Annotated in this window: 20 protein-coding genes; 12 read left to right on the top strand and 8 right to left on the bottom strand. The window is 49.3% G+C overall.

The annotated features are described in order from the left end of the window. The first annotated feature begins 185 nt into the window (after window positions 1-185). Window positions 186-3404, top strand: coding sequence for a SusC/RagA family TonB-linked outer membrane protein (locus BP71_RS22210; RefSeq protein ID WP_496383298.1), 3219 nt, complete (start codon window positions 186-188; stop codon window positions 3402-3404). Between the two features lie 44 nt (window positions 3405-3448). Continuing rightward, window positions 3449-5224: a RagB/SusD family nutrient uptake outer membrane protein gene (locus BP71_RS22205; RefSeq protein ID WP_496383296.1), complete on the top strand. Its 1776-nt coding sequence runs from the start codon at window positions 3449-3451 to the stop codon at window positions 5222-5224. A gap of 58 nt (window positions 5225-5282) precedes the next feature. Here the strand turns inward: BP71_RS22205 and BP71_RS22200 are convergent, their stop codons facing one another. The 3 genes from BP71_RS22200 to BP71_RS22190 form a co-directional block, all read right to left on the bottom strand. Then, the gene (locus BP71_RS22200; protein WP_496383294.1) at window positions 5283-6050 is read right to left on the bottom strand and encodes a LytR/AlgR family response regulator transcription factor; all 768 of its coding nucleotides are present in this window, start codon (window positions 6048-6050) and stop codon (window positions 5283-5285) included. Window positions 6051-6098: 48 nt separating this feature from the next. Then, window positions 6099-7127 (bottom strand): sensor histidine kinase, encoded by a 1029-nt coding sequence (locus BP71_RS22195; protein ID WP_496383292.1) that lies wholly within the window; start codon window positions 7125-7127, stop codon window positions 6099-6101. 77 nt (window positions 7128-7204) lie between these two features. Further along, entirely contained in the window at window positions 7205-9577 is a 2373-nt protein-coding gene (locus BP71_RS22190; protein ID WP_496383290.1) for a TonB-dependent receptor, read from the bottom strand. 227 nt (window positions 9578-9804) lie between these two features. On the opposite strand from BP71_RS22190, the gene BP71_RS22185 reads away from it, so the two are divergent. The 3 genes from BP71_RS22185 (at window position 9805) to BP71_RS22175 (ending at window position 12329) form a co-directional block, all read left to right on the top strand. Beyond that, window positions 9805-10344 carry an RNA polymerase sigma-70 factor gene (locus tag BP71_RS22185; protein WP_496383288.1) on the top strand — a complete coding sequence of 180 codons (540 nt, stop codon included), beginning with the start codon at window positions 9805-9807 and terminating at the stop codon, window positions 10342-10344. A gap of 84 nt (window positions 10345-10428) precedes the next feature. Next, on the top strand, window positions 10429-11091 hold the full coding sequence (locus BP71_RS22180) for a hypothetical protein (protein WP_496383286.1): 663 nt from the start codon (window positions 10429-10431) through the stop codon (window positions 11089-11091). An 8-nt stretch (window positions 11092-11099) separates the two neighbouring features. Further along, window positions 11100-12329, top strand: coding sequence for a DUF4374 domain-containing protein (locus BP71_RS22175; RefSeq protein WP_496383284.1), 1230 nt, complete (start codon window positions 11100-11102; stop codon window positions 12327-12329). Between the two features lie 2 nt (window positions 12330-12331). On the opposite strand, the gene BP71_RS22170 is transcribed toward BP71_RS22175, so the two are convergent. Then, complete coding sequence (locus BP71_RS22170) at window positions 12332-13219, bottom strand: Rpn family recombination-promoting nuclease/putative transposase (protein WP_496383282.1); 888 nt, start codon at window positions 13217-13219, stop codon at window positions 12332-12334. Between the two features lie 204 nt (window positions 13220-13423). Between BP71_RS22170 and BP71_RS22165 the strand changes: the two genes are divergently transcribed. Together BP71_RS22165 and BP71_RS22160 are read left to right on the top strand one after the other, a co-directional pair. Further along, the gene (locus BP71_RS22165; RefSeq protein ID WP_496383280.1) at window positions 13424-14587 is read left to right on the top strand and encodes a PepSY-associated TM helix domain-containing protein; all 1164 of its coding nucleotides are present in this window, start codon (window positions 13424-13426) and stop codon (window positions 14585-14587) included. Between the two features lie 66 nt (window positions 14588-14653). Continuing rightward, complete coding sequence (locus BP71_RS22160) at window positions 14654-17107, top strand: TonB-dependent receptor (protein WP_496383278.1); 2454 nt, start codon at window positions 14654-14656, stop codon at window positions 17105-17107. A gap of 9 nt (window positions 17108-17116) precedes the next feature. On the opposite strand, the gene BP71_RS22155 is transcribed toward BP71_RS22160, so the two are convergent. Beyond that, window positions 17117-18379, bottom strand: coding sequence for a YdcF family protein (locus tag BP71_RS22155; protein WP_496383276.1), 1263 nt, complete (start codon window positions 18377-18379; stop codon window positions 17117-17119). Window positions 18380-19379: 1000 nt separating this feature from the next. Here BP71_RS22155 and BP71_RS22150 point away from each other — a divergent pair. The 3 genes from BP71_RS22150 (at window position 19380) to BP71_RS22140 (ending at window position 22269) form a co-directional block, all read left to right on the top strand. Further along, window positions 19380-20084, top strand: a complete 705-nt coding sequence (locus BP71_RS22150; RefSeq protein ID WP_496383274.1) for a LytR/AlgR family response regulator transcription factor — start codon at window positions 19380-19382, stop codon at window positions 20082-20084. Between the two features lie 7 nt (window positions 20085-20091). Beyond that, window positions 20092-21324 carry a sensor histidine kinase gene (locus tag BP71_RS22145; RefSeq protein ID WP_496383272.1) on the top strand — a complete coding sequence of 411 codons (1233 nt, stop codon included), beginning with the start codon at window positions 20092-20094 and terminating at the stop codon, window positions 21322-21324. A gap of 306 nt (window positions 21325-21630) precedes the next feature. Continuing rightward, a complete protein-coding gene (locus tag BP71_RS22140) occupies window positions 21631-22269 on the top strand; it encodes a response regulator (RefSeq protein ID WP_496383270.1) in 639 nt (212 codons plus the stop codon). Here BP71_RS22140 and BP71_RS22135 read toward each other — a convergent pair. Then, on the bottom strand, window positions 22251-22661 hold the full coding sequence (locus tag BP71_RS22135) for a winged helix-turn-helix transcriptional regulator (RefSeq protein ID WP_496383268.1): 411 nt from the start codon (window positions 22659-22661) through the stop codon (window positions 22251-22253). The two genes, BP71_RS22140 and BP71_RS22135, sit on opposite strands and share 19 nt — an antisense overlap. Before the next feature lie 68 nt (window positions 22662-22729). On the opposite strand from BP71_RS22135, the gene BP71_RS22130 reads away from it, so the two are divergent. Beyond that, the gene (locus BP71_RS22130) at window positions 22730-23623 is read left to right on the top strand and encodes an NAD(P)-dependent oxidoreductase (RefSeq protein WP_496383266.1); all 894 of its coding nucleotides are present in this window, start codon (window positions 22730-22732) and stop codon (window positions 23621-23623) included. Between the two features lie 40 nt (window positions 23624-23663). Here the strand turns inward: BP71_RS22130 and BP71_RS22125 are convergent, their stop codons facing one another. Further along, on the bottom strand, window positions 23664-24389 hold the full coding sequence (locus BP71_RS22125; protein ID WP_496383264.1) for a LytR/AlgR family response regulator transcription factor: 726 nt from the start codon (window positions 24387-24389) through the stop codon (window positions 23664-23666). After that, complete coding sequence (locus BP71_RS22120; RefSeq protein WP_496383263.1) at window positions 24386-25468, bottom strand: sensor histidine kinase; 1083 nt, start codon at window positions 25466-25468, stop codon at window positions 24386-24388. Before BP71_RS22120 ends, BP71_RS22125 begins: the two co-directional genes overlap by 4 nt. A gap of 298 nt (window positions 25469-25766) precedes the next feature. Between BP71_RS22120 and BP71_RS22115 the strand changes: the two genes are divergently transcribed. Further along, complete coding sequence (locus BP71_RS22115) at window positions 25767-26798, top strand: GntR family transcriptional regulator (RefSeq protein ID WP_496383261.1); 1032 nt, start codon at window positions 25767-25769, stop codon at window positions 26796-26798. The last annotated feature ends 35 nt before the right edge of the window (window positions 26799-26833 follow it).

The raw sequence follows: 26833 nt of genomic DNA, 5'->3' as shown, positions 1-26833 counted from the left end.
CACCCCCGATACCTTTGCCGAAATTTTTATCTACCGAAACATTTATGCTAACATCACTCCGTACCAAACCGATCCGTTGGGCCAAAGCTTCTCGAGTCGGATGGATGCATCTATTATCCGTGTCCCTGCTTCCGGGGATGACCTACGCCTCTGACCATCCTGCGCCAAACCGGGACTTCACGCACATGAAGCATCAAGCGGCACACGGCACTTTGACAAATGCCGTTGAACTTACTATCCAGGGAAAAATAACCGCTTCTGACGGAACGGGTGCGCTACCGGGAGTCAGTGTAGTCGTGAAAGGAACCTCTCAGGGAACGACAACAAACGAAAACGGTGAATTCCGGATCAATGTACCAAATGCAGAGTCGGTCCTGATTTTTAGTTTTGTAGGCTATGAAAGTATCGAGATGGTGGCAGGCAGCCAATCGATGATCGATATTACCATGAAACCGGACACCAGGGCATTAAGTGAGGTGGTCGTGGTAGGATACGGTACGCAGAAGAAAGCCAACCTAACCGGTGCTGTGGACCAGGTAACCAGCAAGGTGCTGGAAAACCGTTCATTACCCAATCTGGCGCAGGGCTTACAGGGGATGATCCCCAACCTGAACCTGACCATGGGCGACGGAAAGCCGACCCAATCGCCGACGTACAACATCCGGGGTACGACTTCTATCGGTCAGGGTGGCAATGCATTGGTCCTCATCGACGGCGTGGAAGGCGATCCAAGCCGGATCAACCCGAACGACGTTGCCAGCGTATCGGTGTTGAAGGATGCAGCCTCGGCGGCTATTTATGGTGCCCGCGGCGCATTCGGTGTGGTTTTAATCACAACGAAAAACCCTATTAAGGACCGGACGACCGTCAGTTACTCTGTCAACCACTCGGTTAAAAGCCCGCTGACGGTTCCCGACTTCGTGACCGACGGCTATACTTTCGCCAAGATGTTCAACGAATCCTGGAGCGCAGCCAATGACTATTCCCAAACCCCTCAGAACGTTAACAAAACCGTCAAATTCTCCCCCGCCTACCTGGCGGAATTCGAAAGGCGTTCCAAAGATCCCAGCCTGCCGAAGACAGATGTAGACCCTGTTACGGGTGAGTATGTTTACTACGAAAGCACGGATTGGTATAAAGAACTTTACAAGAAAAACACCAGCTCCACGGAGCATAACTTATCGGTGTCCGGTGGAAGCGACAAAGCCGACTTGCTCGTAACGGGCCGCTACTTTGGTCAGGACGGCCTTTTCCGCTATAACTCGGATGATTACCGCACCATGAGTCTCCGCGTGAAAGGTTCGGTACAGCTGTATCCATGGCTCAAAGTTTCGAACAATGCGGACTTTTCTTCATTGAAATACCATAATCCGCTGAATGTGGGTGAAGGCGGGTCGATCTGGCGGAACATTTCGGATGAAGGCCACACCATGGCGCCGATGTTCAACCCCGATGGCACGCTATCCTATTCTGCCGCGTATTCGGTGGGTGATTTCTGGTATGGTCGCAATGGTATCGACTTCGACAAGCGTGTTTTCAGGAACACGACCAGCTTCGCGAGTCAATTTTTCGGGGATGTACTGCGTGTGAAGGGTGATTTTACATTCCAAAACACCAATAATAATGAGTATCGTCGCCGCGTACCGGTGCCTTACAGCCGTAAACCGGGGATAATCGAGTACGTCGGTACCAGCACCAATGATCTGCAGAACATCTATCGTACCACGCAGTATCTCGCTTCCAACATTTACAGTGAATTTGAACCCAAGCTGGGCACGAACCATTATTTTAAGGCATTGGTGGGTTTCAACTACGAGCAATCCAAATACCAGGCCTTACAGGTCATACGCAACGGTCTGATCTACGAAGACGCCAATGACATCAACCTTGCGCTCGGTCAGAGCATCACTACGGGGGGCGGCTGGGAAAAATGGGCGATTGCGGGTGGTTTTTACCGTTTGAACTACTCTTTCAAGGAAAGATACCTGCTCGAATTCAATGGCCGTTACGACGGTTCTTCCAAGTTCCCTTCCAACCAGCGTTTTGCGTTCTTCCCATCGGTATCCGCTGGATGGCACGTGACCCGGGAACCCTTCTGGAAAGTTTCTCCAAAACTGGTCTCGGAGCTGAAACTGCGCGGCTCTTATGGTTCGCTGGGAAATGGTAACATCAGCTCCTATGCATTCCAGGAAACTTTCGGGATCAGCCAGTCCGGCCGCATCCTGAACGGTGTGCGCCCGCAAAAAACCGGCCAGCCAACTGTACTGCCTGACGGTCTCACGTGGGAAACTTCCAGCACTGCCGACCTCGGTATCGACCTTTCGATGTTCGCTAACAAACTGACCTTCAATGGGGATATTTACCAGCGTAAAACCACAGGCATGTTTACCCTGGGCATGACCCTGCCGGGTGTTTTCGGAACCGACGTACCCAAAGGAAACTATGCCGACCTGACGACCAAAGGATGGGAAGCCTCATTAACCTGGAAAGATCAGTTCAATGCAGGTTCGAAGCCATTCAACTGGTCGGTGCGGCTGACAATGGCTGACTACACCGCGCATGTGGATCAGTTCAACAATCCTACCCGCAAACTGACAGACCCTTATTCCGGCCAGCGTGTGGGTGAGATCTGGGGCTTCGAGAATGACGGTTATTTCAAATCGGCGGACGACGTCAATAATTCCGCCAAGCAATTGTCCTATAAAGCCTCCGGCTCAGGTAAGCTGCTGCCCGGTGATTTGAAATTCAAAGACCTGAACAACGACGGGTTCATTGATGTAGGCGACAACACGGTGGACAAGCCCGGCGACCGCAAGATCATCGGAAATTCGTTGCCACGCTACACCTACGGGATCAACCTGGCCGGCGACTGGAACAACTTCTTCTTCTCTGCATTCTTTCAGGGTGTAGGCCACCAGGACTGGTTCCCGGGCGCCGAAGCGGCCAATTTCTGGGGACAATACAACCGTCCGTACAACAAGATCCCGAAATGGCAGCTGGGTAATATCTGGTCAGAGGATAATCCCGACGCTTACCTGCCTCGCTACCGCGGGTATATTGCGCAGGGATCGGGCTCGCTTTCACAGGCGCAGACGAAGTACATTCAGAATATCGCCTATATCCGTCTGAAAAACATCCAGATCGGGTATAACCTACCGCAATCGCTCATCGGCAAACTGAAGATGAGCAATGCCAGGGTGTATGTGTCGGGTGACAACCTGTTCGGCTGGTCGCCCCTTTACAAGATCACGAAGGACATCGACGTAGAAAACACCGGTCGTTCAGATGCTATTCTGAATCCATCCAATGATCCGACGAACAACCCGAACCAGAACAACAGTGGTAATGCCAACAATTACCCGATCCTGAAAGGTTTCACATTCGGTTTATCAGTAACATTTTAAGGAAAAAGGCAGGAGCGTTTTAGTTAAAGAATCAAACAATGAAAATGAAACTTCAATCCATAGGGCTATTGACGGTCATTGGCCTTTTTGCAGGCGGATGCCAGGAGCTGGAACAGGTTCCGGAAGCAACAGCTGATAACAACGCCGTGTTCAACAGTGAAAAAGGGCTGGATTTGTATGCCACCTCGTTTTACGACATCCTTCCCGATGGCAATGCTATTATCAGGTCGGATGAGATGACCGATTACGGTGCGCGATCTGGTGCACCTGATTTTCTGCGCGAAGGCGTGTACGGCCCCCGCAACAGCTCGGGCTGGGACTGGAAGCCGCTTCGGAACATCAACTATTTCCTCGAAAACAACAACCGCGAAGGCGTGGCGCCCGATGCCAGGAGGCATTACAATGCGTTAGCCCGGTTTTTTCGCGCGGTTTTTTACTTTGAAAAGGTAAAACGTTTTGGAGATGTTCCATGGATCAATAAGATTATGGCCGTCGACGATCCGGCGCTGTACAACGGCCGCGACCCGCGTGCAATGGTGATGGATTCGGTCCTGGCCGATCTGAACTATGCCATCGATAACATCCGGACCACTTCCGATAACAGCCGAAGCCTGATCACAAAGTCGGTGGCGGCAGGCTACAAGTCCCGCATTTGCCTTTTCGAAGGCACTTTCCGGAAATACCAGACAACGTTCAACCTGCAAAGTACCGCGGACAAATGGCTGAATGAATCGGTTTCAGCGTCGGAAAAGGTCATCAAAGAAGGAGGTTTTACATTGAACGAGACGGGTGGTAACGAGAAATCCTACCGCCAGCTTTTTATCAGTAACAGTCCGGTCACCGGCGAAATCATGCTTTCGTTCGTGTGTGACCAGGCTCTGAATGTATTGAACGACGCTAACTGGTGGTGGACCAGCTCCACTTATGGCGCCCGCCTGAGCTTCACGAGGACTTTTATCAATACCTACCTGAACATCGACGGTACCCCATTTACCGGCAAGGCCGGCCACGAAACCATGACATTCGCGCAGGAAGTGAAAGGCCGCGACAAAAGGCTGCAACAGACCATCCGGATGGGCAATTACAAACGTATCAACGGAGGCAAGGAGGAAGCCGCACCGCCGGTATTCTCTTACACCTACACCGGTTACCAGCCTATCAAATGGTGCCTAGACGATGTTTACTACGATGGCGGAACGCGGAACATCAACTCGATCAGTATGATGCGTTATGCGGAGATCCTGCTTAACTACGCGGAGGCCAAAGCCGAACTCGGTAAACTCACCGATGATGACTGGGCGATGACCGTAGGCGCGCTGCGCAAACGTGCAGGTATTACCGGCGGGCTTACTGCCAAACCTGCTGTCATTGATCCTTACCTGAAAGCCAACTATTTCCCCGACGTCGCAGACGCAACGCTCATGGAAATCCGCCGCGAAAGAGGTATAGAGCTTTGTCTGGAAGGCTTCCGTTTTAACGACATCGTGCGCTGGAAACGCGGGCCATTGATGGAAAAAACCTGGAATGGGTTCTATGTGCCGGCGTTAGATACCCCATTGGACCTGAACGAGGACGGTAAGCCGGATGTAGCATTCGTAAAAACCACACCAGCTTCTCCCGTTGCAGGCGTTACGTACGTCAATGTGGCGGAAACCATCAGCGCGGGAGCTAATCCGCAGCGGCTCTCCAACGATACTTCGGGAGAGATCACCTGGCTGACGACCGTACCGCGTAAATGGAACGATAAACTTTATCTCTACCCCATCCCCGAGGCCGACCGGTTGTTCAACCCGAAATTGGGCCAAAATCCCGGCTGGTAATTGCCAGAAGATTTATAAAAGTAAAAGCCCCGGCAAACGATCGGGGCTTTTACTTTTCCTACGTTTCCAGCCATGCCTTGAATGCATGGGCCTTTTCCCGGCTCACGACCACTTTCTGCGTCGTTTGCGGACGAAGTTCTATTTTCAGTTTGCCATTGAAATAGGTATGTATTTTCTGAATGGCATCGATTCGGGCAATGAACTGGCGATTGAGACGGAAGAAACTAAGCGGATCGACGAGCGATTCCAGTTCTTCCAGTTTGTAATCTACCAGGTATTGCCGGCCATCCGTCGCCACCAGGCAGGCCATTTCATTGGCAGTATAAAAATAAGCAACATGCTCCTGATTAACCGGTATCAGTTGTTCGCCATTCTTAACCAGAAACCGCGTTTTGAATGGCTTCCGGCTCATTTCGAGGCTATCCAGCAATGTCTCGACCTTGCGCGCGTAAGCCTTCGGGGAAAAATCCTCTTTGATATTCTCGTACTTCCTCAGGGCCTCCGCCAGCTCCGGTGACTTAATAGGTTTGAGCAGGTAATCGATGCTCTTCACCCTGAAGGCCTTGATCGCATACTCATCATACGAAGTCGTAAAAATGATCGGGCTGTGCGCGGGGTACTCTTCGAATATCTGGAAACTCAGGCCGTCGGCCAGCTGGATATCCGAAAAGATCAGATCTACGGGTTCGCCCTTTTCAAACCATTTTCGTGCCGCATCGACGCTTTCCAGCACCGCGGCGATCTCCGTACGCGGATCCAGTTTTCGGATTAATTTTTCGAGCCGTTCCGCCGCGGGATATTCGTCTTCGATAATGAGTATTTTCATAGCTTACAGGCGGTGTTTCGCCTTTGATGTCAGATTAAATTCTCCCTGCTAATCTACCGGATATCCCAATAATGGGATTTTTACTGTAAACAGCCCGCTATCACGGATCACCTCCACTTCCCGGTCGGTCAGCAGGCTGTAACGATTGATAATGTTCTGCAACCCCAGCCGTGTCGATTTTTCAAGTATCGTTTTTTCAAGAATATTGTTCTCTACCACGAGATATCCATTGTCATCCTCCCGGATCACAATCGTAAGCGGGTTCTCCCGCGAAGCCACATTATGTTTGATCGCGTTTTCGATCAGCATCTGAAGGCTTAGTGGCGTAACATGTTGCGAGAGCGTCCGCGCCGACAGTTGCTTTTCTACCAACAGATTTTCACGGAACCTTATCTTATTGAGGTACACATATGCGTCGACAAAAGCTATTTCGTCGCTCAGCGGCACGGTGTTCTTGGCGCGGCTTACGAGTACATACCGGTACACGTCCGAGAGCCTTTCCAGGTAATCCTGCGCTGGCGTGTTGTCATCGTCGATCAGCGCGGCCAGCGTGTTCATGCTGTTGAATAAAAAATGCGGGTCCAGCTGATTTTTAAGCACTTCCAGTTGAGACTGTATATTTTCCCTTGTCAATGCCTCCGTTTTGCGCACGTTCAACTTCCAGGCGTCGAAGAAATACACCGCTTCATACACCAGGTACACAATGACTGTCGGAACAATGCTGATCCTGAATCCTACTGCCAGTGCGCTCATATGGTAAACCGGTTTGTAATAAAATTCATCGAGCAGGAAGGAGACCAGGAACACATAAGCAACAGCCAGTACCGCCTCCGCCAGAACACGTTTGCCGGTTTGGCTGTAATCCGGAAAAATGCGGCGCATGTGAATGATAATAAACCGGTTACCTTCCCAGAATGTCAATGTGAGCAGTGTTGAAAAAAGGGCACTGATGAAGAATAGCTGGCTCAGTTTCAAAAACTGCTCGAAATTGACCATCATCGCAATGAGCACTCCGAGCAGCGGAATACCGATCAGTCTCCATTTCTGGTCATTCAGCGTGTAGGCCTTTTCTTTCATCCGGGAGTGGGTCGTCGTTGGGTAAACCAGTGATTCTATACCGCATCAAATTACTGGTTTGCCCCTTCAAATTCCAATTAAAATGTGTACCTGAAATACGGTACGGGGAAAAATGGCTGCTGGTACTGGTTGACCAGCTCGCTCGTCCGAGGATTATAGGTCTGCTGAAAAACATTCTTCCTCGCCGTCACATTCTGTAAATCCATCGAAAATTCCATGGTGCTCCGGCGCATTTCCCGACGGTACGAAAAGCGGATATCCGTGCGGAAATACGCGCTCTGCCGTAACGAATAGGCCCTTGTTTCATCGTAAACGGCCGCTCCCTTTATTTTTGAGGCTTCCAGGTTCAGCGGAGTGAAATACTTCCCTCCTACCAGTGATGTTTTGAGGTTTGCACTCAGAATATTATTCTGCCCGAACCGGAACTCTTTCCCACCCAGCACATTCAGCACGTATTTGGTATTGAAGGCTGTACTCCGCTCCACCTTGTCGCTGCCCTTGTATTTGGAATCAAAAAGCGAAGTCGTCAGCAGGAAATAGTATCCTTTATTGAAATACCGTTCCAGGGTCAGCTCGATACCCATATTATGTCCCGAACCTTCGTTGACAAGGCTGTCACGATCGGAAGGACCAAATGACGCCCCCGTATTCAGTGTCGAGAAGGTCGACCTTCTTCGTTCCACAGGTACATTAAACAGCTTCTGGTAGTAAGGCTCTATTTTCAGTAGCAGGTTATCGGTAAGTCTATTCTGATAGCTGAACACGATGTGATGGCTGCGTGTGAACCCGAGATCCGTATTGGTGTTTACCGGGCCTGATTCGCCGGGTGTCTGTACGAAATAGGTATAAATGTTCTGAGCCTGGCTGTTCAACCCGTACCCGAGACTCAACGACTGCCCCTTGCCGAATGCGTATTGCAGTCCCGCCCGCGGCTCGACGGCAGTGTTGTTGTTCAGATTGAAATGCTGGAAATGTAAGCCGGTTGTAAAAATCAGCCCCTGGGAAATCCGGTATTTCCATTGCGCATAGGCCTGCGTGAGCACCTTATTTTCCCCCTTTACATTCACACGCACTGTATCCACTTTGCCCGCCTGATAAATGGCCCGGTTGTAAAGATCGAAATTCAGCAAATCCACCATAACACCTCCATAAATGCTGCTGCGCGCATTCATTTTGTGTCGCAGATTGAGCACTGCCGAGTATTTGGACGTGTTGTATTTCGCTTCACCTGCCAGGAAAGCCTCGCGCGTCGCATTGCTGATCGAGTCCCCGCTGAACGTCTCACGGGTCGTGCTCATTCCCAATGTGAGCTTGGCAAAAGTTTTAGGCGAAAGGTTATGCTCGTAGGAAAGCCCGAACACACTGGTACCGTATTTCACCCGGGTGTTCGTGTTTTCGGTTCCGTACAGGTTGGTCAAAGTAGTATCGACCTCATTACCCAGGAACTGCACATCGCTGCTTCCGGTGATACCAAACAGCGTCACTTTACCCTTGTTACCTGTTGGGACAGCTATTTTAAAATTCAGGTCCTGATAATCGGGCACGGCTGTTCCCGTACCAAACTGCAACCCCAATGCCTTGAAAAGTCCCAGGGTCGAATAGCGGTAATTCAGAAGAAATGAAGCGTTTGATTGTTTTGAAAACGGCCCTTCGGCCCCCAGTTCAAAGCCATTGAATCCTACTTGTCCCATTAGTTCATATTTCTGATTATTGCCTTCGCGCAGTTGCAGGTCAAACACCGCCGATAATGCATTTCCGTACTGGGCTGGAAAAGCGCCGGTAAGAAAGTCCGATTTCCCAAGTACATTATTGTTCAGCATACTAACCGGTCCGCCGGTTGCCGCAAACGAACCAAAATGGTTCGGGTTCGGGATGTTCAGCCCTTCCAGTTGCCAGAGGGTGCCCGACGGCGAATTTCCACGGACGACGATATCGTTGCGCGAGTCATCACCGGACACCACACCCGCAAAATTGGCGGCCATACGAGAGGGATCGCCCAATGCACCCGCATAACGTTTGGTATCATCCACATTAAATGACCGCCCGCTTACCAACGACAGCTCATTGTTGGTTTTCGTCTTGTCGCTCTTGCGGTCGGCAGTCACGATCACCTCATTCAGGTTTTGGACGGCCTCCGTCATGGTTACATTCACGATCACTTCCTTGCCCGCGGTAACCACCACGTTGTTCAGGCGCTGGGTTTCATAGCCAATCATGGTAACCTGAAAAGACTGGCGGCCCATTGGGACACCGGAAATGCTGAACTCGCCCCGCACGTCGGTCACCGCCCCTACGGGGCTAGCCCCTTCCGGCTTTATCAACAGGACGGACGCCGCGATCACGGGCGATTTGGAAACTTCGTCGCGGACCGTACCACGGATGGTTTGCGTCCCCTGCCCATAAAGGTTGGACGCGATAAAAAATGTCATGGCTAATAGTAATGCTCTCATATGCTTTGTTTCATTAATTAATGATCCAAAACTCGGTACAAGGCCCTGTAAATGAAACCGGCACGCAGGTCAACCGTAGCGATCCACAGGTGAAGCGACGATGGCATACGGGGAATCGTAGTGCCGGAAAGGGCAGTTTTCCCCATTCGAACAATCAAACTTATTTGGACTTGTTATAAATAATAAACTATATTTACGCCACTGAATCCATGGCAATTGCCAAATGCATGACGGGAAACTTATCTGATACCACTCCTTTCCGAATAGACGAACAGTCTTTCAAGCAGATATACCTGGCTTATTGGGAGAAGGTATATGCGGTATGCTACAATACGATCCGTGATACCGAGCCCGCCAAAGGCATGGTCCAGGAAATTTTCAAATCGCTCTGGGAACGTAAGGACGAGCTGGAAATCACCACATCTGTCGAACGCTACCTGATGCGCTCTGCCAAATTCAAGGTGTTTGAATACCTGCGCAATACCAAAAACCGGAAGCAGCACAATGAACACGCATTTGCCGATTATTGCGGCCATACGCATTGTACCGAGCATGAAGTGATGTTCAACAACCTTAAAAGTAAAGTCGACAACCTGGTGGACACGCTACCCTGCCAATGTCGGCGCGTGTACAAAATGAGCCGGGAAGAAGGGCTCACCAATAAGGAAATCGCGTCGGCCCTGCTCATCTCCGAAAGGGCTGTGGAATACCACATCACCCGGGCGCTTACTACGCTCCGCACGCACCTATCCGACTATCTGCATTAGATTTGCGGCACCACATCTTCGGTAAATGTTAATTTGTGCTACTTTTACCAAAAGGATTCACCATAGAACTGCCGAGTACTTTTGATGAAGATCAGCAAAGAGCTTATTGAAAAATACCATAACGGCACCTGTTCCGACGAAGAAAAGACCGCTGTTGAACACTGGCTTCTGAGCGATGAAAGCGAGGAAACCGTGCAATGGAACAGCGCGGTTGAAAAAGCCGGCGTGCAATCGGAAATGTGGGACGAAATAGCTTCGGTACTGCCGCCGCAACGACCGGCTGGCATTCCTTCGCACAGGCAATTTGCTTTCTGGCGCCCCCTGGCTGCCGCTTGTGTGCTTGCTGTATTCGGGGCCGCTCTCTATGTGATGATGCATCAAACTGGCACGCAGGTCATCGCATTGAACAATACTTCCGACACACAGAACAAAAATATCCGGGAAGGGAATTTCACATTGTCCATCGCCCCGCGGAGCAATGTCGAGATCGACAGCCGCAATGGGGTGATGGATTTTTGCGGGGCAGTGATGATCAACCCCGGGCAAGACGTGGAGCTCACAATCCAGGGTTCCTGTGCCAGTCCCGCCCACAACATTGAAAAGGTTTCGCTAAAAAAAGGCCAGAACTATATCGCTTTGCATTACGGTGATCATCGGACCGGTGAAGTGATCGTGGTCGCGGAAGGTGCCATGGCCGGACTTCCCCCTTTGGTAATGAGACAATTACTGCACCAGTTTAACATTTAAGTTGTCGCATGAATTGTAGCTGTCGCAGCCTTTACCCTGGTTTCCTTCTATTACTGTTCGCCATTTTTATTTTGACCGGTTGCCGGAAGCAGTCGGAAGAAAAGGAACCTGTTCCGGGCCGCTATAGCATTTACGCGATGATGAAAAATGGCAAGGAATATATTTTCCAAACCAACACCCTCACTTCCGGTTCTGTCGATCCGGAAAAGACCGGCGCACATGTTGTTCCTGCGCCGCTTTATTACGATCTGATCGTCAAAGATGGTAAATATTACAGCGTCGACCGAAAAACCGGAGCATTTGTAAGGTATCGGTTTTACAACATTGAGTTTGTCAAAGACACCAGCCTCCCGCTTAGAGGCTTCACGACAGCAGAAAACCACCAATGGCTTTCGAAGGACACGCTAATGCTGCTCGGCTACGACGACCAGTCACAAAAAATCCGTTTTGCAAAGGTCAATATCAGAACAATGCGGGCCGAACAGGGCGAAACACCGGTACCCAGGCCTTTCGGCAATTACAACTGGATATCTGTGGGTTTTTCGGAATTCCTTGCCGGAAAACTATACATCGGGTATTGCTATCATTCTTATACGCTGCAGAATTACACTACCGGCGATACCCTTTACACTGCCATTGTGGATTTCCCTTCAATGCAGCTGGATACAATCCTGAAAGATACGCGTTCGGTCTATCCGGGGGGAGTCAACACCCGGCAAAGCCATTCTTTCGTGGTGGAAAACGGAGATTTCTACTTCATCGCTTGCCCTGGCATCGCGGCAGGCAACCGGCCCGACAGACCTACGGGTATCTTCCGGATCAAAAAATCACAAAGGGCGATCGATCCGGATTACTTCTTCAACATTTCGGCATCAGCTATTCGAAACAATGGTTACGGATGCTGGTATATCGGCAAAGGAAAAGCGATTGTAAGAACTGAGCGAAAAGGGGTTTTTACAGGCATGAATGACCATTATAAGGTCCGCCATTTCGACTTTTACCTGCTGGATCTCAACAAGCAGACTACGAAGCGACTGGATCTTCCGCTGGATAAGGGAACGGCACGACAATGCGTGCTGGTTGAAAACGGCACGGTTTACATCACTGTTAATGCTGGCGAGGAAGGCAATCATGTATGGATTTTCGATCCGGAGACGGATGCGCTAAAAAAGGGGCTGGAATTCAGCAGTGACACCGATTATATCCTGCGTCTGGAACCGTCACGTTCCGGAGGATAAAATCAGGCCTTTTCGATTTCGGCCGTCGTCATACCCAGTAATTCGGCAATTAGCAGGATGTCCAGGCCTTTTTTCTTCATATTCCGCGCGATACTGAGTTGCTCGACTTGCTTGCCTTCTTGCTTACCCTTTTCAATACCCTCTTCCATCCCTTTTTCCATGCCTTCTTTAAGAGCATAATCCAGGGAATTGTAATAGTCCCATCTTGCTTTTAAACTTGCGTCGTAAGCCAATTTTTCCTGGTGGTTTAGATTACAAACTTCTGCTACCTGAAACAGTTTACTAAAAACTGGCTTCCTCAAACATGCCGGAGCCTGATCCAAGTTACCTAAATTCTTCAACAAATAGAACCACTTATCTAGTTCGGTATCCAATTCCGAAGTCGTTTTATTGAATCCGGGCAATTCTATAAAGATCAGGCCAAACTTCTCGTAAAACACCTCCCCCGATTCCTTCTTCGTCAGGTGAATGTGATGCAAATAGCTACCCGGGAGCGAATCTTGAAAGCTAAAATCCATCAAACCGATCAGATACACGGGTTTCAGCTCGTAGTTCCAGTTGCCGGCCACCACCTGGTTGCGGATGAGTGACGCCGCGTAGTAGAAGCAACGATCTCTGAAATGTTCCTGCTTCACCCGCTGAACTTCTATGATAAACTGTTCACCATCCGAGCCGGTACAGGACAGATCAAAAATAGCTTTCCGGTACACTGCCAGCTGCCCGCTGTTTTCATTGTTAGAATAGGTCAAATCAATGACTTGCCTTTGTCCTTCAAAGAGCGTGTTCAGGAAATCGATCAGAATATCCTTGTTGGGTTCGGAACCGAAAATCCTTTTAAATCCAAAATCAGTAAAAGGGTCGATGAACCGGCCGAAGGGGATTTCTTCCATAAATCAATAGCGTATGTATAATATAGTTGGTTATAGTCCGGCAATGTATGGTTTCCCTTCTGCCACGCCGAATCCCGACCCTTCCCGGCAGTGTCATTTTTACCAAACGGCCTTCGGTAAATTAGCTGCTGCGCTACTCATTTTGTGAAGGTGTGACCTCGCACCTGAAAATTCAATGGACTGGCGAAATCACCATCACTCAAAATGACCATCTTAAAAAAAATCAATGCATGGCTGCATCTCTGGCTCGGACTTGCCTCAGGAATCGTCGTGATCATTGTCGGATTGACCGGCTGTATCCTGGTATTTGAAACTGAGCTGGAAGGGCTTACCCTCGACCATCTGCATGCTCCTAACCCTCAGAATAAGGCAATGCTCCCTCCCTCGGCATTGTGGAAAACCGTGAATCAGGCATTACCAGATAAAAAGATCCACAGCGTCTGGTATCATGGAAAAAACCAGACAGCGCATTTCAGTCTCGATTCCGATTCGTTGGTGTATGTCGATCCTTATGAAAACAAAATTGTCGCCATGGTCGATCATGAGGATTTCTTCCATTTCATCCTCGATGGCCATACGGGTTTGTGGATCGAAGGAAAAGTCGGGCACGCGGTCGTGAGTTATGCAACATTGATATTTTTTATACTGCTCATCACGGGAACGGTGCTCTGGTGGCCTAAAAAGTGGACAAGAGCGGAACAGAAAAAAGCCCTGACAGTCAAATGGAGCGCCAGACTCAAACGCGTGAACTACGATCTCCATAATGTCCTTGGTTTTTATTCGCTCACCATCGCGCTGATTGTAACCATCACCGGATTGATCATGGGCTTCCAATGGTTTTCAAAAGGATTTTACTGGCTGGCGTCCGGCGGACAGGCATCCGCTCCGTATGTAAGGGCGTTTTCGGATACTACGCAAAACCTCCCCATCGTTGATCTCGCCCAGGTCGATGCCGCATGGCGAAAAGGCGTGCAGGAGATCGGGGTGCTCAATAAAGAAGCGATCATCGTGTCTTTCCCGGAAAAAGCATCCGAACCCATCGACCTTTGCACCGATATGCACAATGGCTCCTGGCGTTATGTTTACCTCGACCAGCACACATTAGCGGAATTGCCATCCAGCCAGACACAGATAGCGAAACTGGATGTTGCGCAATGGCTTCGACGTACCAACTATGCCTTACACGTGGGCGCGGTCGGCGGATTAACGACAAAAATCCTGTATTTTTTGGCCAGTTTGATCTGTACCAGTCTGCCTGTCACAGGCTTTTACATTTGGTGGGGCAAAAAATCCAAGCCATCAAAGCAAAAAAACTTGTCATCGACATCGTCCCGGTTCTCGGTTGCTGCGAGTAAGGCAGATATTTAGGTTATTTACACTTCATCAATTTCCACAACCCCTTCCGGCATCCAACCCGGAAGCAGATTTTTTGCCATGAAAAACAAATACGCTTACCACCTCCTGGCCGCCGTTCACTTTCTGATCGCATGCGTCACCTTTCAACCGGGAAAAGCCCAATCCGTGCCTGGCTACCTCATCAAAGGCACCCTTCTGGATTCCTCAACCCGGAAGGCCATTGAATTTGCAACCATCAGTATCCTCGATGAAAAACAAAATGTCGTTGCCTTAACTTATTCCGATGAAAACGGGCTCTTCAAATCCACCGACGTCAAAACCGGCTCCTACATCCTGCACCTTTCCTTTATCGGTTACCGGCAAAAAAGGCTGCCATTTACCATCAGCTCTACGGTGCCACACGAATTCGGTGTCATTCAGCTTGTTCCGGAAGCGAAGCAGCTCGATGCCATAACCATTTCGGGTACCCGACAGCTGGTGGAACAACAGCCCGGCATGCTCATTTATAATGCTGAGAAGGACATCAGCAACCAGGGTGGTACCGCAGCCGACGTGCTTCGGAAAGCGCCGATCCTCAATGTGGATGCGGCAGGCAATGTAACCATGCGCGGTAATTCCAATCTTCGCATCCTTATCAACGGAAAATATTCTGGCCAGATGGCGCGCAATGCCGCCGATGCGCTCAACATGATGCCCGCCGGATCTATCAAGTCGGTGGAAGTAATCACAAGTCCATCTGCCCGTTACGATGCGGAAGGGGCAGCGGGTGTCATTAATATTATTACCAAAAAAGGTAACCAAAGTACGAGCGGAACGATTGAAGTAGTGGGTGGGAACCTCGAACAGGCCGTCAACCCCCGCATTGCGATCAACCGCGAGAAATGGAACATCAGCTCGACGCTGCATTTACACCGCTTCCGAAATAAAGAATTGTCAAACACCGACCGGACTATATTTGAAAACGGGGTTGAAACGGGTAAGGTCAGGCAGGAAATCGTCCGTGACAACGCCAAACCACATAGCTCGGGCGATGTGCAGATTGAATATGTGCCCGATAGCGCGAATGTCTTTAATTTCTCGGTCAATGGATGGCTCGGCAACTGGCCGCAGAACAGCGAACAGCAGAACAGCCGTCTTGCACCCGACGGGCGGCTTCTGGAACAATTCCACCAGTCTGTCAAAACCAAAGCACCTAACAAAGGGATTGACCTGAACCTGGGTTATACCAAAAAATTCAGAAAACCGGGTGAAGAGCTTTACCTGATGGCGCAACACAACCGCTCGATCGACGACTTCAACTACAATGCATTACAGCGTGACACCGAACAATTTCCGGTGTACCGGGAAATGAATGATAACACGACACAAAACCGGGAATGGACTTTCCAGGCCGACTACATCCTGCCGCTGTTCGGTTCGGGAAAACATGCACTGGAAAGCGGCGCCAAGGCAATTCTGCGCAATGTAGGAAGTGATTACCAGGTGCAGGCAAGTGAAAACGGCAATCCGGATGAACTGACAGGCATTCCGGCAAGGACCGACCGTTTCGACTACAAGCAAGACGTATTGGCTGCTTACAGCCAGGTGAAACTGAAGTGGAATAACGGCTGGGCATTCCACGCCGGAGCCCGTATGGAAGGCACGTTTCTCGAAGGAAACCAGCGCAATGCCGGGGTACATTTCACCAGCGATTTCTGGAATTTTGTCCCCAGCGCTACCCTTTTTAAAAAACTGGATGCTAACAATAACCTGACCCTGAGCTACACCAAACGGATCTCACGGCCATCGATCTGGGACCTTAACCCGAACCGCGACAGCCAGGACCCTAAAAACATCGTGGTAGGTAACCCGTCACTAAAACCTGAAGAGGTAAACCAGGTTGAATTCACCTATGCCTTGCAAACCAACTCCGACCTCTTCCTGAACGTCTCGGCGTTTGGAAGAAAAACAAACAACTCTATCGAAAGCATTGTGACGATGGATCATGCCGGTGTAGCAACCACCACGAAGCAGAACCTCGCTTCCAATGCACAGTATGGGGTCAATTTTTCGACATCTTTCTCTGTCCTTCCCGACTGGAAGATCAACAGCAATGTAAACGTCCGCCACGCACGGTTCAAGAGCGGGGCGCTCGGAATTGACAACAATGGCGCCGCTTGGGGCGTTAACATCAACAGCAGCTGGAAACTTCCTAATCATTACAGCGTCCAGATGTACGGAGACTATGACGCCAGAAGCATTTCCCTACAAGGTTTCGAAGGCGCCTGGTTCTATTACAGCTTCTCCGCCAAAAAAGAGCTTCCGGCGCGTAAACTGACATTTACCCTGACCACCGTGAGCCCGTTTGGATCCTATCTTTCACAAAAGGAAGTATTCAGATCGCCAGAGTTCAACTCCGTGGTTCGGAACCAGTATCTGATGCGCTCTGTAAAACTTTCGGTCAACTGGGAATTTGGCGGATTGTTCAAGCAGGGGCCAGGTGGCAGGAAGATCAACAACGACGACCTTAAAAATGTGAAGCAGGGCGGCTAAGTTCATGGCCTAGGGATCGAGCGGCTCATCGGCATCGATATGCAGTGCATCGAGCACCGGATAAAACTCAAAATCCGTTTCGCTGAGCCGCTTGCCCAGCTTGTAAGGCACATGACCGATCTCTTTCATGCACCTGTTTACAAAGGCATCATGGGTGATATAGTAGCTCTGTGAGCGCATTGTCGACACCAGGCACGGCTTATCTACGGGCATCCCGTAACGATACAGCAGCCTGACCCCATTACGCATATTTGTGGTCGTATGCCGCGCGTGAGGATCCATGATGATGGCATGCTCCGGAACGTGCAGAGTCTCCATCAGGAATTTCTTCATTTCAAACGCTTCGCTGTATTTGGTCTTAAAAGGATGCACCCGTCCTCCTGAAACGAGAATGTAAGGTGCCAGCCCCTCAAAATAACGCAATGCGGCAACCCGGCAACGCAATATCCCCCCTTCACTCAACGCCCTGTCGTAGGTATCGGGTCCGGCGCCGGGCACGAGGATCAATGTATATTTGAATTTACTCCATTCAATTTTTTTCACTCTTTCCAACGCGGCTTTATTAACCGTCGAAACCATCGGTTCATAATCGGCCGCTTCGTGCCTTTCATTTACTTCCAGGAATTGAAGCGCATAATGCATTGGCGGGCCGAAGAACAGGTCCGTATTCTTTTTCTCCTGCCTGACGATATCGCCGCAATCGTACACCAACGTGGGGTAGCTCCTCGCGGTTGTTTTAAATTCGATGGAATCAATAGCCGGGTAATTGGGCTTTTTGCCCTCTGCATACACTTCAATGGTGTGATTAACGCTCTTCGCATCCTGCTCCCATGCCTTGCGGAGCAACTGTTGGTCGTTTACATCCCGGAAAAGAATGTACGCTCCCGACGGGATCAGATGGTCATGGACCAGCCTGCCCAACGCATTGTTATCAGTATAAAGTGCTTCCAGCCTGGCACCCACAGCATCGACTTCTTCTTGCGAGAATTTCATTTTTCCGGTATAGCAGGAAAAGTCGTTCTTGCATTCACTGACCGATGTTCCCAGGTTTTTGTATTTCAAAGCCGCCACCGAAGCCAGCTGAGGATCTTTTTCCAACAAGGTCCTGACCTCCGGTACCTGCTCAAACAACGTCAGCAGGTACCAGTTTTTGGATTGAACAAATGAGCTGCCGATCAGGAACTGATAATCCTGGCGTGGCGTGCGATCACTTTGGGCAAGGAGCTGGAAAGAGGCCAGGATTATTAAAGAAAAGGTTAAGAGCTTATTCATAGCGTCAAAGGAGTCCGGAAAAGGGTTCGCAAACTAAATCATTCCCCGCGAGGGAGAGGTTATGTGAAAGTTAAGAAACAAAAAAGCCCGGGCGTAACGCCCGGGCCCGAACCTAGTGTGTGGAATTAGTGCAAACCTATTTGACCAACTGTTTTGCCATCCAGGCTCAGCGTCGGGTTGGGGAAATCAAGTCAAAAACGCTGTCGAGGCCAGAGAAACGAGCATAAGATAGCCACGGCAGGGTAAAGAATTCTTTTATGAGATTGGGGTTTCATTCAGGCTGGAAATCCAGTTTCTCAAAAAAGGTTACATTTTCATATGCTTTATGTTTGAATGTATGTCCTATTTGTCAATATTTAGCTACAAAAATTCACTCGTACCGGATCAAACAGGCCAAGTCTTTAAAATGACCAATAAAAAAACCCCTAGCAAAATGCCAGGGGCTTTCAACTTTTTAAGCACCCATTTTACTTATGAAAGTTAACGTTTTCCGGTCAGATAACAGATTACTGTTTATAGTTAGGAGTTATGCTTCGAGCCTAAATTATAATTCAAATAATCCGAAAAAATTGAACTGATCGCCCTTGGAAGTCAGCGAAATGCTGCAAATATCGAAGGAACTTTTCCTTTTCAGGTTGGAATGGCGACAAAGTTTGTAAATGAAGTGTAATGTTGACGGGTAAGGAGTAACGTAAAAGGTACGCTATTCTCTTTTATTAATTCAATTTCCGCAGGTCTTTTCATCATGGCCAATAGAACATTTAATCTTCTCAGGAACGTTCATTCATTAATGTGTTAAAAGTAATCCTATTACCATCTAGCACTAAAATAATTTCGCCGAACTATGCATTTATTTCGACCAATACCTATATTATTGCAGACGAATGAAATTTAGTACCGAAGTTAAGCACAGAGTATGTTGTCTCCCGGCAGGTTGCGGTGTATAATAGTAGATGATGAGGCTGATGCACGCCGATTGATAGAAAAATATGTGCTGAGGGTGCCTTTTCTCGAACTCATTGGTTTCGCCGAGACGGCTACGGACGCCCTCTTCCAGATACGGGAATTACAGCCGGATATCGTCTTTCTGGATATCGAAATGCCCGAAATGACCGGCTTTGAATTGCTCAAGTTGCTTCCCTCCGCCCGGCCCGCAATCATCATGATCACCGCGGACCCGTCCTATGCACTGGAGGGATACGAGCAGCAAGTCACTGATTATCTACTCAAACCGGTTCCTTTCGAACGTTTCCTCAAAGCGATCAACAAGGTAGACGGAGCGCGCACAACGGCAAAACAACAGCCGCAGGAGCCCACCCGCGCACCATCCACGGTCAGGAGCTTATCCTCCGGCGAGTCCCCGGATGAAATAACAGGATCTCCTGTCGATTTCCTGTTATTGAAAGAGAATAAAAAACTGATCAAAGTATCCCCCAGCGAGATTCATTTCATCGAAGGGATGCGCGATTATCTTAAATTGTATTGGGCGGACCGGGTTGCGGTAATCCATATGACGATGGCCAAAATCGAGGAAGCTCTTTCTCCGATCCAGTTTCTCCGCGTCAACCGCTCTTATATTGTCAATAAAAAAGTGATACGTGAAATCGAAGGTAACGAAATCACGACTATCAGCGGCAGAAAGATTCCTATCGGGATTACCTACCGGGCGAACGTATTGGCAGCTTTACAAAAAAACAGAATTTGAAAGGTTTATGAATTTGAACATTTCACTCCCTTCTGAAAAACGTGCAAAAGTGATCAGAATCACTTACCATGTATTGGCGTGGATCGGTATCTGGTCCATTATCCGCTATTATTCGATTCCAGGCGTTACCAGAGATAGCGATCGGGTTATCAACCATGCGTCGGTCGTGGTGATGGCGCAGTCCTTATTTGTTTTTTACTTTCTCGGTTATGTTATTTTCCCAAGATTTCTTTATCCGAGAAAGATTATCTCGTTCGCTGTTTCAATCCTGCTCGTTTTCCAATTCCTGCATATTATCAATTATTTCGAATTTGCCTATCTGGTTACCATTACTGATTTCCCAAAAGCCGACGAGCGTCGTTATGTTGCAACATTTTGGAATGAATTTCTGAAAGACAAGCGCTTTACAGTATGTTTTACGGATTTTACTGTCGCCTATATGGTGTATGCATGGAGCCTTTTCTACGTACTTCCCCTGCTCGCCATAAAGGTCATGCGGGACACCATCCGCTCGCGAACGCGTAATCTGACCCTGGAACGTGATGCATTGCAACTTGAAAAAACCAACCTGGATTTACAGACTGAAAGCTTATTACTCCAACGCAATAACCTGGACCTTGAACTCAGCTTTCTCAAATCGCAAATCAATCCGCACTTTTTGTTTAACACATTGAATGCGATATATACACGCACGGTGGACGTCGACGACCAGGCCGCCGAACTCGTGCTCAAATTATCAGACCTGATGCGATACAGTCTGTACGAATCTAACAAAGAGCGGGTAATACTTGCCAACGAAATAAGCTTTATCGAGAACTACCTCGATCTCGAAAGATCACGCTTCTCCGAGAGAGTCGCCATTATTTATCATCTGGCAGGTAATCCCGAAGAATATGTGATAGCCCCACTTCTCCTGGTTTCATTCGTCGAAAATGCATTCAAACACGGCCCCGGAAAGAGCAAGCAATCCTCTTACGTGGATATTTCCATTGTTCTCGATGACGCGACATTGCATTTTGTGATCAAAAACAACGTCCCGCCATATTCACGCCTTCAAAGTCACACGAATCCCTCAAAGGGGCAAATCGGCGGATTTGGCCTGGCCAATACTTCCAAAAGACTTCAGCTGCTCTATCCCGACAAGCACGAACTATCTGTGCAGCAGAGTGAATCGGAGTTCGTAATAGATCTTCGGCTGGAATTGGATCTTGCCCCAATGTCCAAAGGTGTCGTGGCGTGATAAGAATTACACGACCATCCGCGTGAATCGAATCTCGCATTTAGTAGTCTAATTTAACCGAACCGCTCTCTGGCATCATGTAACACATCCCGGCATTGGAACCACCCGTACTTTGAATCCAGAGTTTGCAGGGTGTATCGTTGCGCAAACCCTCCGGCCCATAACCTGCTGAAAAATGGACCTGTATACTTCTCTCCACGATGATCGTATAAACATTACCGTCAATTCCGCGGGATCGTGCGTTGGATGAAAACCCGGCCTCTATTATAAAAAAGAAAGTTATTTTTTGCCTTGGAATTTGACCGCATGAAAAACATTTTAATTGTTGAAGATTACCAGATTATCAGACTAGCCACAAAAATCGTTATCCGCGGACTGTTTCCGGAAGCTGTAATCCATGAATCCAGTTCGTTTAGGGCGGCGCTCAACGAACTGGCTGCACAAGGGTTTGACCTGGTCATCCTGGATGTACAGATCCCGGAAGGTGAAGGATTTGAGATGATACCGCTTATGCGCGCGGTTCAGAAAGATGTCCCCATACTTGTTTTTTCTGCCGCTGAAGAAAGAATCTACGGAATTCATTACCTGCGTGCCGGCGCGAACGGTTTTCTCTCGAAAAACGCAGGACCCGAGGGCCTACCCAACGCCATCCGGTCCATCGCAGATTCAGGCCGGTATGTAAGCCCGCGGATCAAGATAGAATTACTTAATCAGCTCGACAAGGTCAACTACCGGGCCGATAACCCGTTGATTGACCTGTCGATCCGCGAAATCACCATTATGGATATGCTCATCGAAGGCCTGTGGGTCAAAGAAATTGCTGCCAAACTGGATTTGACCGAAAGCTCGGTCAGTACTTACAAAGCCCGGCTTTTCGAAAAACTCAAAGTAAATACGCTGATTGAAATGTTCCAGAAGGTACAAATCTACAAGGATATGGGTTGAAAATCCCCTTCCCGAACGAGTTGCTTGTGCATCAGGCCCCATTCGTTCATTTGATCGATAATGGGTAAAATACTGCAGCCGGTATCGGTCAACGAGTATTCGGTGTAAAGAGGAAAACCTGCGGAATTGTATTTCACGACCACACCGGCTATTTCCAGTTCACGCAATTGCATGTCGATTACACGTGGCGTTGCCCCTTTGATTTCCCGGTGCATTTCACTTGGCCTTTTAAATCCCCTCTGAATGGCATCGAGGATACAGGGTTTCCATTTCGCGCCGAAAACTTTCATGGCAATGGTAATACCGCATTCGAGGTCTTCGGGTGTTTTTCGCTGGTACATATTCCTGATGATAAAATGGATCGTGTCATTTTGCCCTCCCAATTTAACCAATACCGAATAAATTTTCGGTTACCGAATCTTTTTTCGGTAATTGATAAGCGACCATCCTGTGTGGAATTTTGTGTCATTCAAATCAAACATCGACTTCAGTGAACACGAAACAAATCACAGTAATAGGGTTAGGCCAAATGGGGACCCGTCTCGCAGAACTTCTCGTAAAACAGGGCTATACAGTTTCGGTCTGGAACCGGACGCGTTCCAAAGCCGACAGCATCGCCGGTGTGCGGGTGTATGAAGACTTGCAGGAAGCGATTATTCAGAGCCAGCTGATCGTCATCTGCGTACTCGACTACACGGCCATGGATCGCATTATGGAGAGCGTCGGCGATAAAACCGTTCTGGCCGGCAAAACCCTCATCAATTTCACTACTGCGGAGCCGCAGGAAGCCGAATCGCTGGAAAAGGAGCTCGCGGGTTTTAACGCAGGTTACCTCAATGGCGCTATCCAGGTAGCGCCCGATCAGATGGGCCTGCCCGACACGACTATCATCGTTTCCGGAGAACAGACCCACTTTGAAAACAGCCGGAGCGCATTGGCGGTGTTTGGAGGCAACATTAAGTACCTGGGCAGCCGCGCCGCCTTGGCCTCGGCGATGGACCTCGCTACACTGACATGGCTGTATGGCTCGTATACAGGCCTCATCCACGGGATTGCACTCGCTCAGCGGACCGGCTTGCCGTTAGATGCCTTCAGTGAAATTCTCGGCGAAATCACGCCCGGCTTTACCGAGTTTTTCAAACACCAGATCGGCGTCGTCGAAAGTGGCGATTTCACGGTCAGCCAAAGTCCGCTATCGATCAGCGTCGGGGCTACGCGGCGCATTCACAACGCATTCAGATCGACCGGATTGAACCCCGACTTCACAAAAGGCGTCCGGGACCTTCTTCAATCGGCCGAAGAACACGGCTTCGCCAACCAGGAACTGGCCTCACTGGTCAAAGTCATCTCCTAAGCCGTGGTTATGTGCGTTTGAAGGAAATACTTCTTGCCTGCTATATCCAGCGGGCGAGAAGCGTTTTAAACGCATCCTTATACAACTCGCCCACCGGAATTTCGACCGGACCGACCTGAACCGCGTTCTTACTCACAAAATCGACTTTGCTCACCGCCACAATGAAGGAGCGGTGAATGCGGAGAAACCGGGACGCTGGCAGCTTGTCCTCGATCGCTTTCAGACTGCTGAGTGTTATCACCGGACTCAGTGGCGATGCGAGGTGTATCTTTACGTAATCTCTTACGGACTCGATATAAGAAATCGAATCGAAATCGACACGGATATGCTTGTAGTCGGATTTGACAAACATGTAATTTTCAAACACCTCACCGGGTGCATTATCCTGTAATAATTCAAAATATTTTTTGGCTTTGGACGCGGCCCGCAGAAACTCGTCATAACCGAATGGCTTCAGCAGGTAATCCAGCGCATCCACCTTGTAACCTTCAACGGCAAATTGATTGTAAGCCGTAGTAAAAATGATCCGGGTCTGTTCCGCGGCATTCGAATGGCTAACGACTCGCGCCAGCTCCATCCCATTCAGGTCGGGCATCTGAATGTCCAGAAAAATCACATGGATGGTCTGCTCGTGAAGCGCCTGCAATGCCTGCACCGCATTGCCAAATTTGCCCTTCAGTTCCAGAAAAGGGGTCTGCGCTGCAAATGCGCTGATCAGATTCAGCGCCAGGGGTTCGTCATCAACAGTAATGCAATTCAGTTTCATACAGGCTCAACGATCTGGCCGACCTTCTCCCCGTCCAGCTGCAAGGTCAGTAAAACTTCGTAGGTTTTCGCTTCGGGGTCTTCGCTAATCACCAGTCCATGCTTGCCGGGATAAAGCAGGTGCAGCCGCTTTCGGGTATTGGCAAGCCCGATACCACCCTGATCCAGCTGATAGCCATCCTTTTCAAAGGCAATATGGTTAAAAACACGAAGCAATAAAGCACCCTGGCTCACATTGAGGTCGATCGCAATGCGGGAAGAATGCAACGCACTGGAGCCGTGTTTAAAGGCATTTTCAACAAATGGCAGGAGCAGCATAGGGGCGATCCAGCAATCCTTGTCGATCACCGGCTCACGGAACTCCAGCGTGGTACATTCGTGCAGGCGTAACTCCATGAGCGAAATAAAATCTTTCAGAAAAGACAATTCCTGTCGCAAAGGCACCAGGTCACTCAATGTGTCATACAGCACGTACCGCATCATGCGTGATAGTTTCAGGATCGCCTCACGGGAAACCGGAATGTCCGAATACGTCAGCGAGTAAATGTTGTTGAGTGTATTGAAAAAGAAATGCGGGTTGATCTGCGCTTTCAAAAATGAGAGCTCCGAGGCGATCTGCTGCTTTTCGATGCGCTCGTGCATTTGAGCATCGGCCTGCCAGCGTCTGGCCAGCGCCAGACTGGTACTGATCACCATCACCAGCAGCGTAATCATGAACAAATGCAGGTCGAGGCTGAACGGATTTTTGGGGGCCTTGTTGAGCGCGCGCGACATGTCCGCCAGTACATTCAGCCGCAGCTCGATTACCCGGGCGGCAATGAGAATACCCGCGATCACAGTCACCAGCCACGCTCCGAAAAGTGTTTTGTTCCGCTTATGAAAAAGTAGCTTTGGCGCTACATAATGCGCATTTGCATAAAATGCGCAGACCATCAGGCCCAGGTTCAACACCTGCTTGACCCAGAAGTTAGGAGGTACCAAAAACTCCCACGACAGCGGAGGATAAAACAGCAAGATAAAGCCCAGCAACGACCAGACAGTCACATGCGTCAGGATGGTAATACTGCTTCTGAACCCCATAGCTTGATAATCGGCGTGTTGGCCTGCAAGATCAGACCTATTGGCATAATCCACAAAGGAAATCGATGGAAACCCTTTTTCAGGGGTTCAACCGAAAAAATTTACCTGCTAATCCGGTATTCCTCGGCGGCGCGTTATCACCTCAGCTTTAAAATAGGTTCCAAAGACAGATTTCCGGTTTCCGGGGGCGACTTATCCCTCTCTGTCAGCCCACCCGTTTTAAAGCTTTTTATTCTCTTTAAATTGATCTTCTGAATAATGCCTGAAAGGAAAAAAAGACGTTTGCCCCTTAATGAGGATGAGAAAAATCAACTTCGAAAATCACTTTACGGTAGACCGGGATTCCACCGAACCTGTATACCGGCAACTTGTGGAGGCGGTACTGAATGCAACTAAAACCGGCCTTGTCGACCGGGGCGACCGGCTGCCCTCTATCAATGAGCTAAGCCGCCACTACGCTGTTTCCAGAAGCACCATCGAAAAAAGCTACAATAACCTCCGTGACATGGGGATACTATCCTCCCAACACGGCAAAAGTTTTTATATCAACCGGCTCGATCCCGCACAGGAATTGAAAGTGCTTGTGCTTTTCAACCAGTTGAATGAATACAATAAGTTGATCTGCGACGCGCTGGCAGAGCGTCTGGAACGGCGTGCGGAGATCGATCTCCGGATTTACTACAACAGTGCCCGGCATTTCCGCCAGCTGGTCCGGAAAAAACAAGGCAGCTATTCACATATAATCGTCATTCCGCATTTTCTGGATGATCCGGAAGCAGGCTATCAGACCATCGAACGACTCCCGAAAGAGAAACTTATCGTACTTGACAGGTCCGTTCCGTGCCTTTCGGGCAATATGGGTGCTGTCTGTATCAATTTCGCAACGGCTATCCGTCCCGCGCTGGATGAACTGGCGCCCGCCCTCCGCAGGTATCAATGCGCCAACCTGATCTATCCGGAGCATACCACCTTTCCTCAACAGATTCAGGGGGCGTTCGCGCGTTTTTGTGAGGAAAACAACCTGGTGTACCGCATCAGTGGCGACATTTCAGCCGACAGGATCTCAGAAGGCGAAGCGTTCGTGGTTCTTTCAGATGAGCATCTGATGTTTCTGGTAAGGGAAATCGCTAAGAGCAACCTGATTCCCGGAAAACACATTGGGATCGTTTCCTACCACGACAACGATGCTAAAAAAGATATGCTGAACGGCATTACCACCATTTCGCCCGATTTCAGGGCAATGGGAAATGCCGCAGCCGACATGCTACTGACCGGGCACATGCAGCAACTCGATCATCCATGCCGCGTATTCGTCCGGGCCTCGCTTTGAGCTAATGCACATTTGTACAGCCTCAGAACCAATCC

Source organism: Dyadobacter ginsengisoli DSM 21015, from assembly GCF_059568735.1.
Note: the sequence above shows the minus strand (reverse complement) of the source record. Positions and strands in the feature narration are given on the sequence as shown.

Excerpts from the sequence above, each read along its gene's own strand:
- BP71_RS22115 (WP_496383261.1), top strand. The coding sequence starts at position 25,767 with ATGAGAAAAATCAACTTCGAAAATCACTTTACGGTAGACCGGGATTCC.
- BP71_RS22155 (WP_496383276.1), bottom strand. The coding sequence starts at position 18,379 with ATGAATAAGCTCTTAACCTTTTCTTTAATAATCCTGGCCTCTTTCCAG.
- BP71_RS22195 (WP_496383292.1), bottom strand. The coding sequence starts at position 7,127 with ATGAAAGAAAAGGCCTACACGCTGAATGACCAGAAATGGAGACTGATC.
- BP71_RS22165 (WP_496383280.1), top strand. The coding sequence starts at position 13,424 with ATGACCATCTTAAAAAAAATCAATGCATGGCTGCATCTCTGGCTCGGA.
- BP71_RS22160 (WP_496383278.1), top strand. The coding sequence starts at position 14,654 with ATGAAAAACAAATACGCTTACCACCTCCTGGCCGCCGTTCACTTTCTG.
- BP71_RS22185 (WP_496383288.1), top strand. The coding sequence starts at position 9,805 with ATGACGGGAAACTTATCTGATACCACTCCTTTCCGAATAGACGAACAG.
- BP71_RS22145 (WP_496383272.1), top strand. The coding sequence starts at position 20,092 with ATGAATTTGAACATTTCACTCCCTTCTGAAAAACGTGCAAAAGTGATC.
- BP71_RS22140 (WP_496383270.1), top strand. The coding sequence starts at position 21,631 with ATGAAAAACATTTTAATTGTTGAAGATTACCAGATTATCAGACTAGCC.
- BP71_RS22205 (WP_496383296.1), top strand. The coding sequence starts at position 3,449 with ATGAAACTTCAATCCATAGGGCTATTGACGGTCATTGGCCTTTTTGCA.
- BP71_RS22180 (WP_496383286.1), top strand. The coding sequence starts at position 10,429 with ATGAAGATCAGCAAAGAGCTTATTGAAAAATACCATAACGGCACCTGT.
- BP71_RS22175 (WP_496383284.1), top strand. The coding sequence starts at position 11,100 with ATGAATTGTAGCTGTCGCAGCCTTTACCCTGGTTTCCTTCTATTACTG.
- BP71_RS22170 (WP_496383282.1), bottom strand. The coding sequence starts at position 13,219 with ATGGAAGAAATCCCCTTCGGCCGGTTCATCGACCCTTTTACTGATTTT.
- BP71_RS22200 (WP_496383294.1), bottom strand. The coding sequence starts at position 6,050 with ATGAAAATACTCATTATCGAAGACGAATATCCCGCGGCGGAACGGCTC.
- BP71_RS22190 (WP_496383290.1), bottom strand. The coding sequence starts at position 9,577 with ATGAGAGCATTACTATTAGCCATGACATTTTTTATCGCGTCCAACCTT.
- BP71_RS22120 (WP_496383263.1), bottom strand. The coding sequence starts at position 25,468 with ATGGGGTTCAGAAGCAGTATTACCATCCTGACGCATGTGACTGTCTGG.
- BP71_RS22125 (WP_496383264.1), bottom strand. The coding sequence starts at position 24,389 with ATGAAACTGAATTGCATTACTGTTGATGACGAACCCCTGGCGCTGAAT.
- BP71_RS22210 (WP_496383298.1), top strand. The coding sequence starts at position 186 with ATGAAGCATCAAGCGGCACACGGCACTTTGACAAATGCCGTTGAACTT.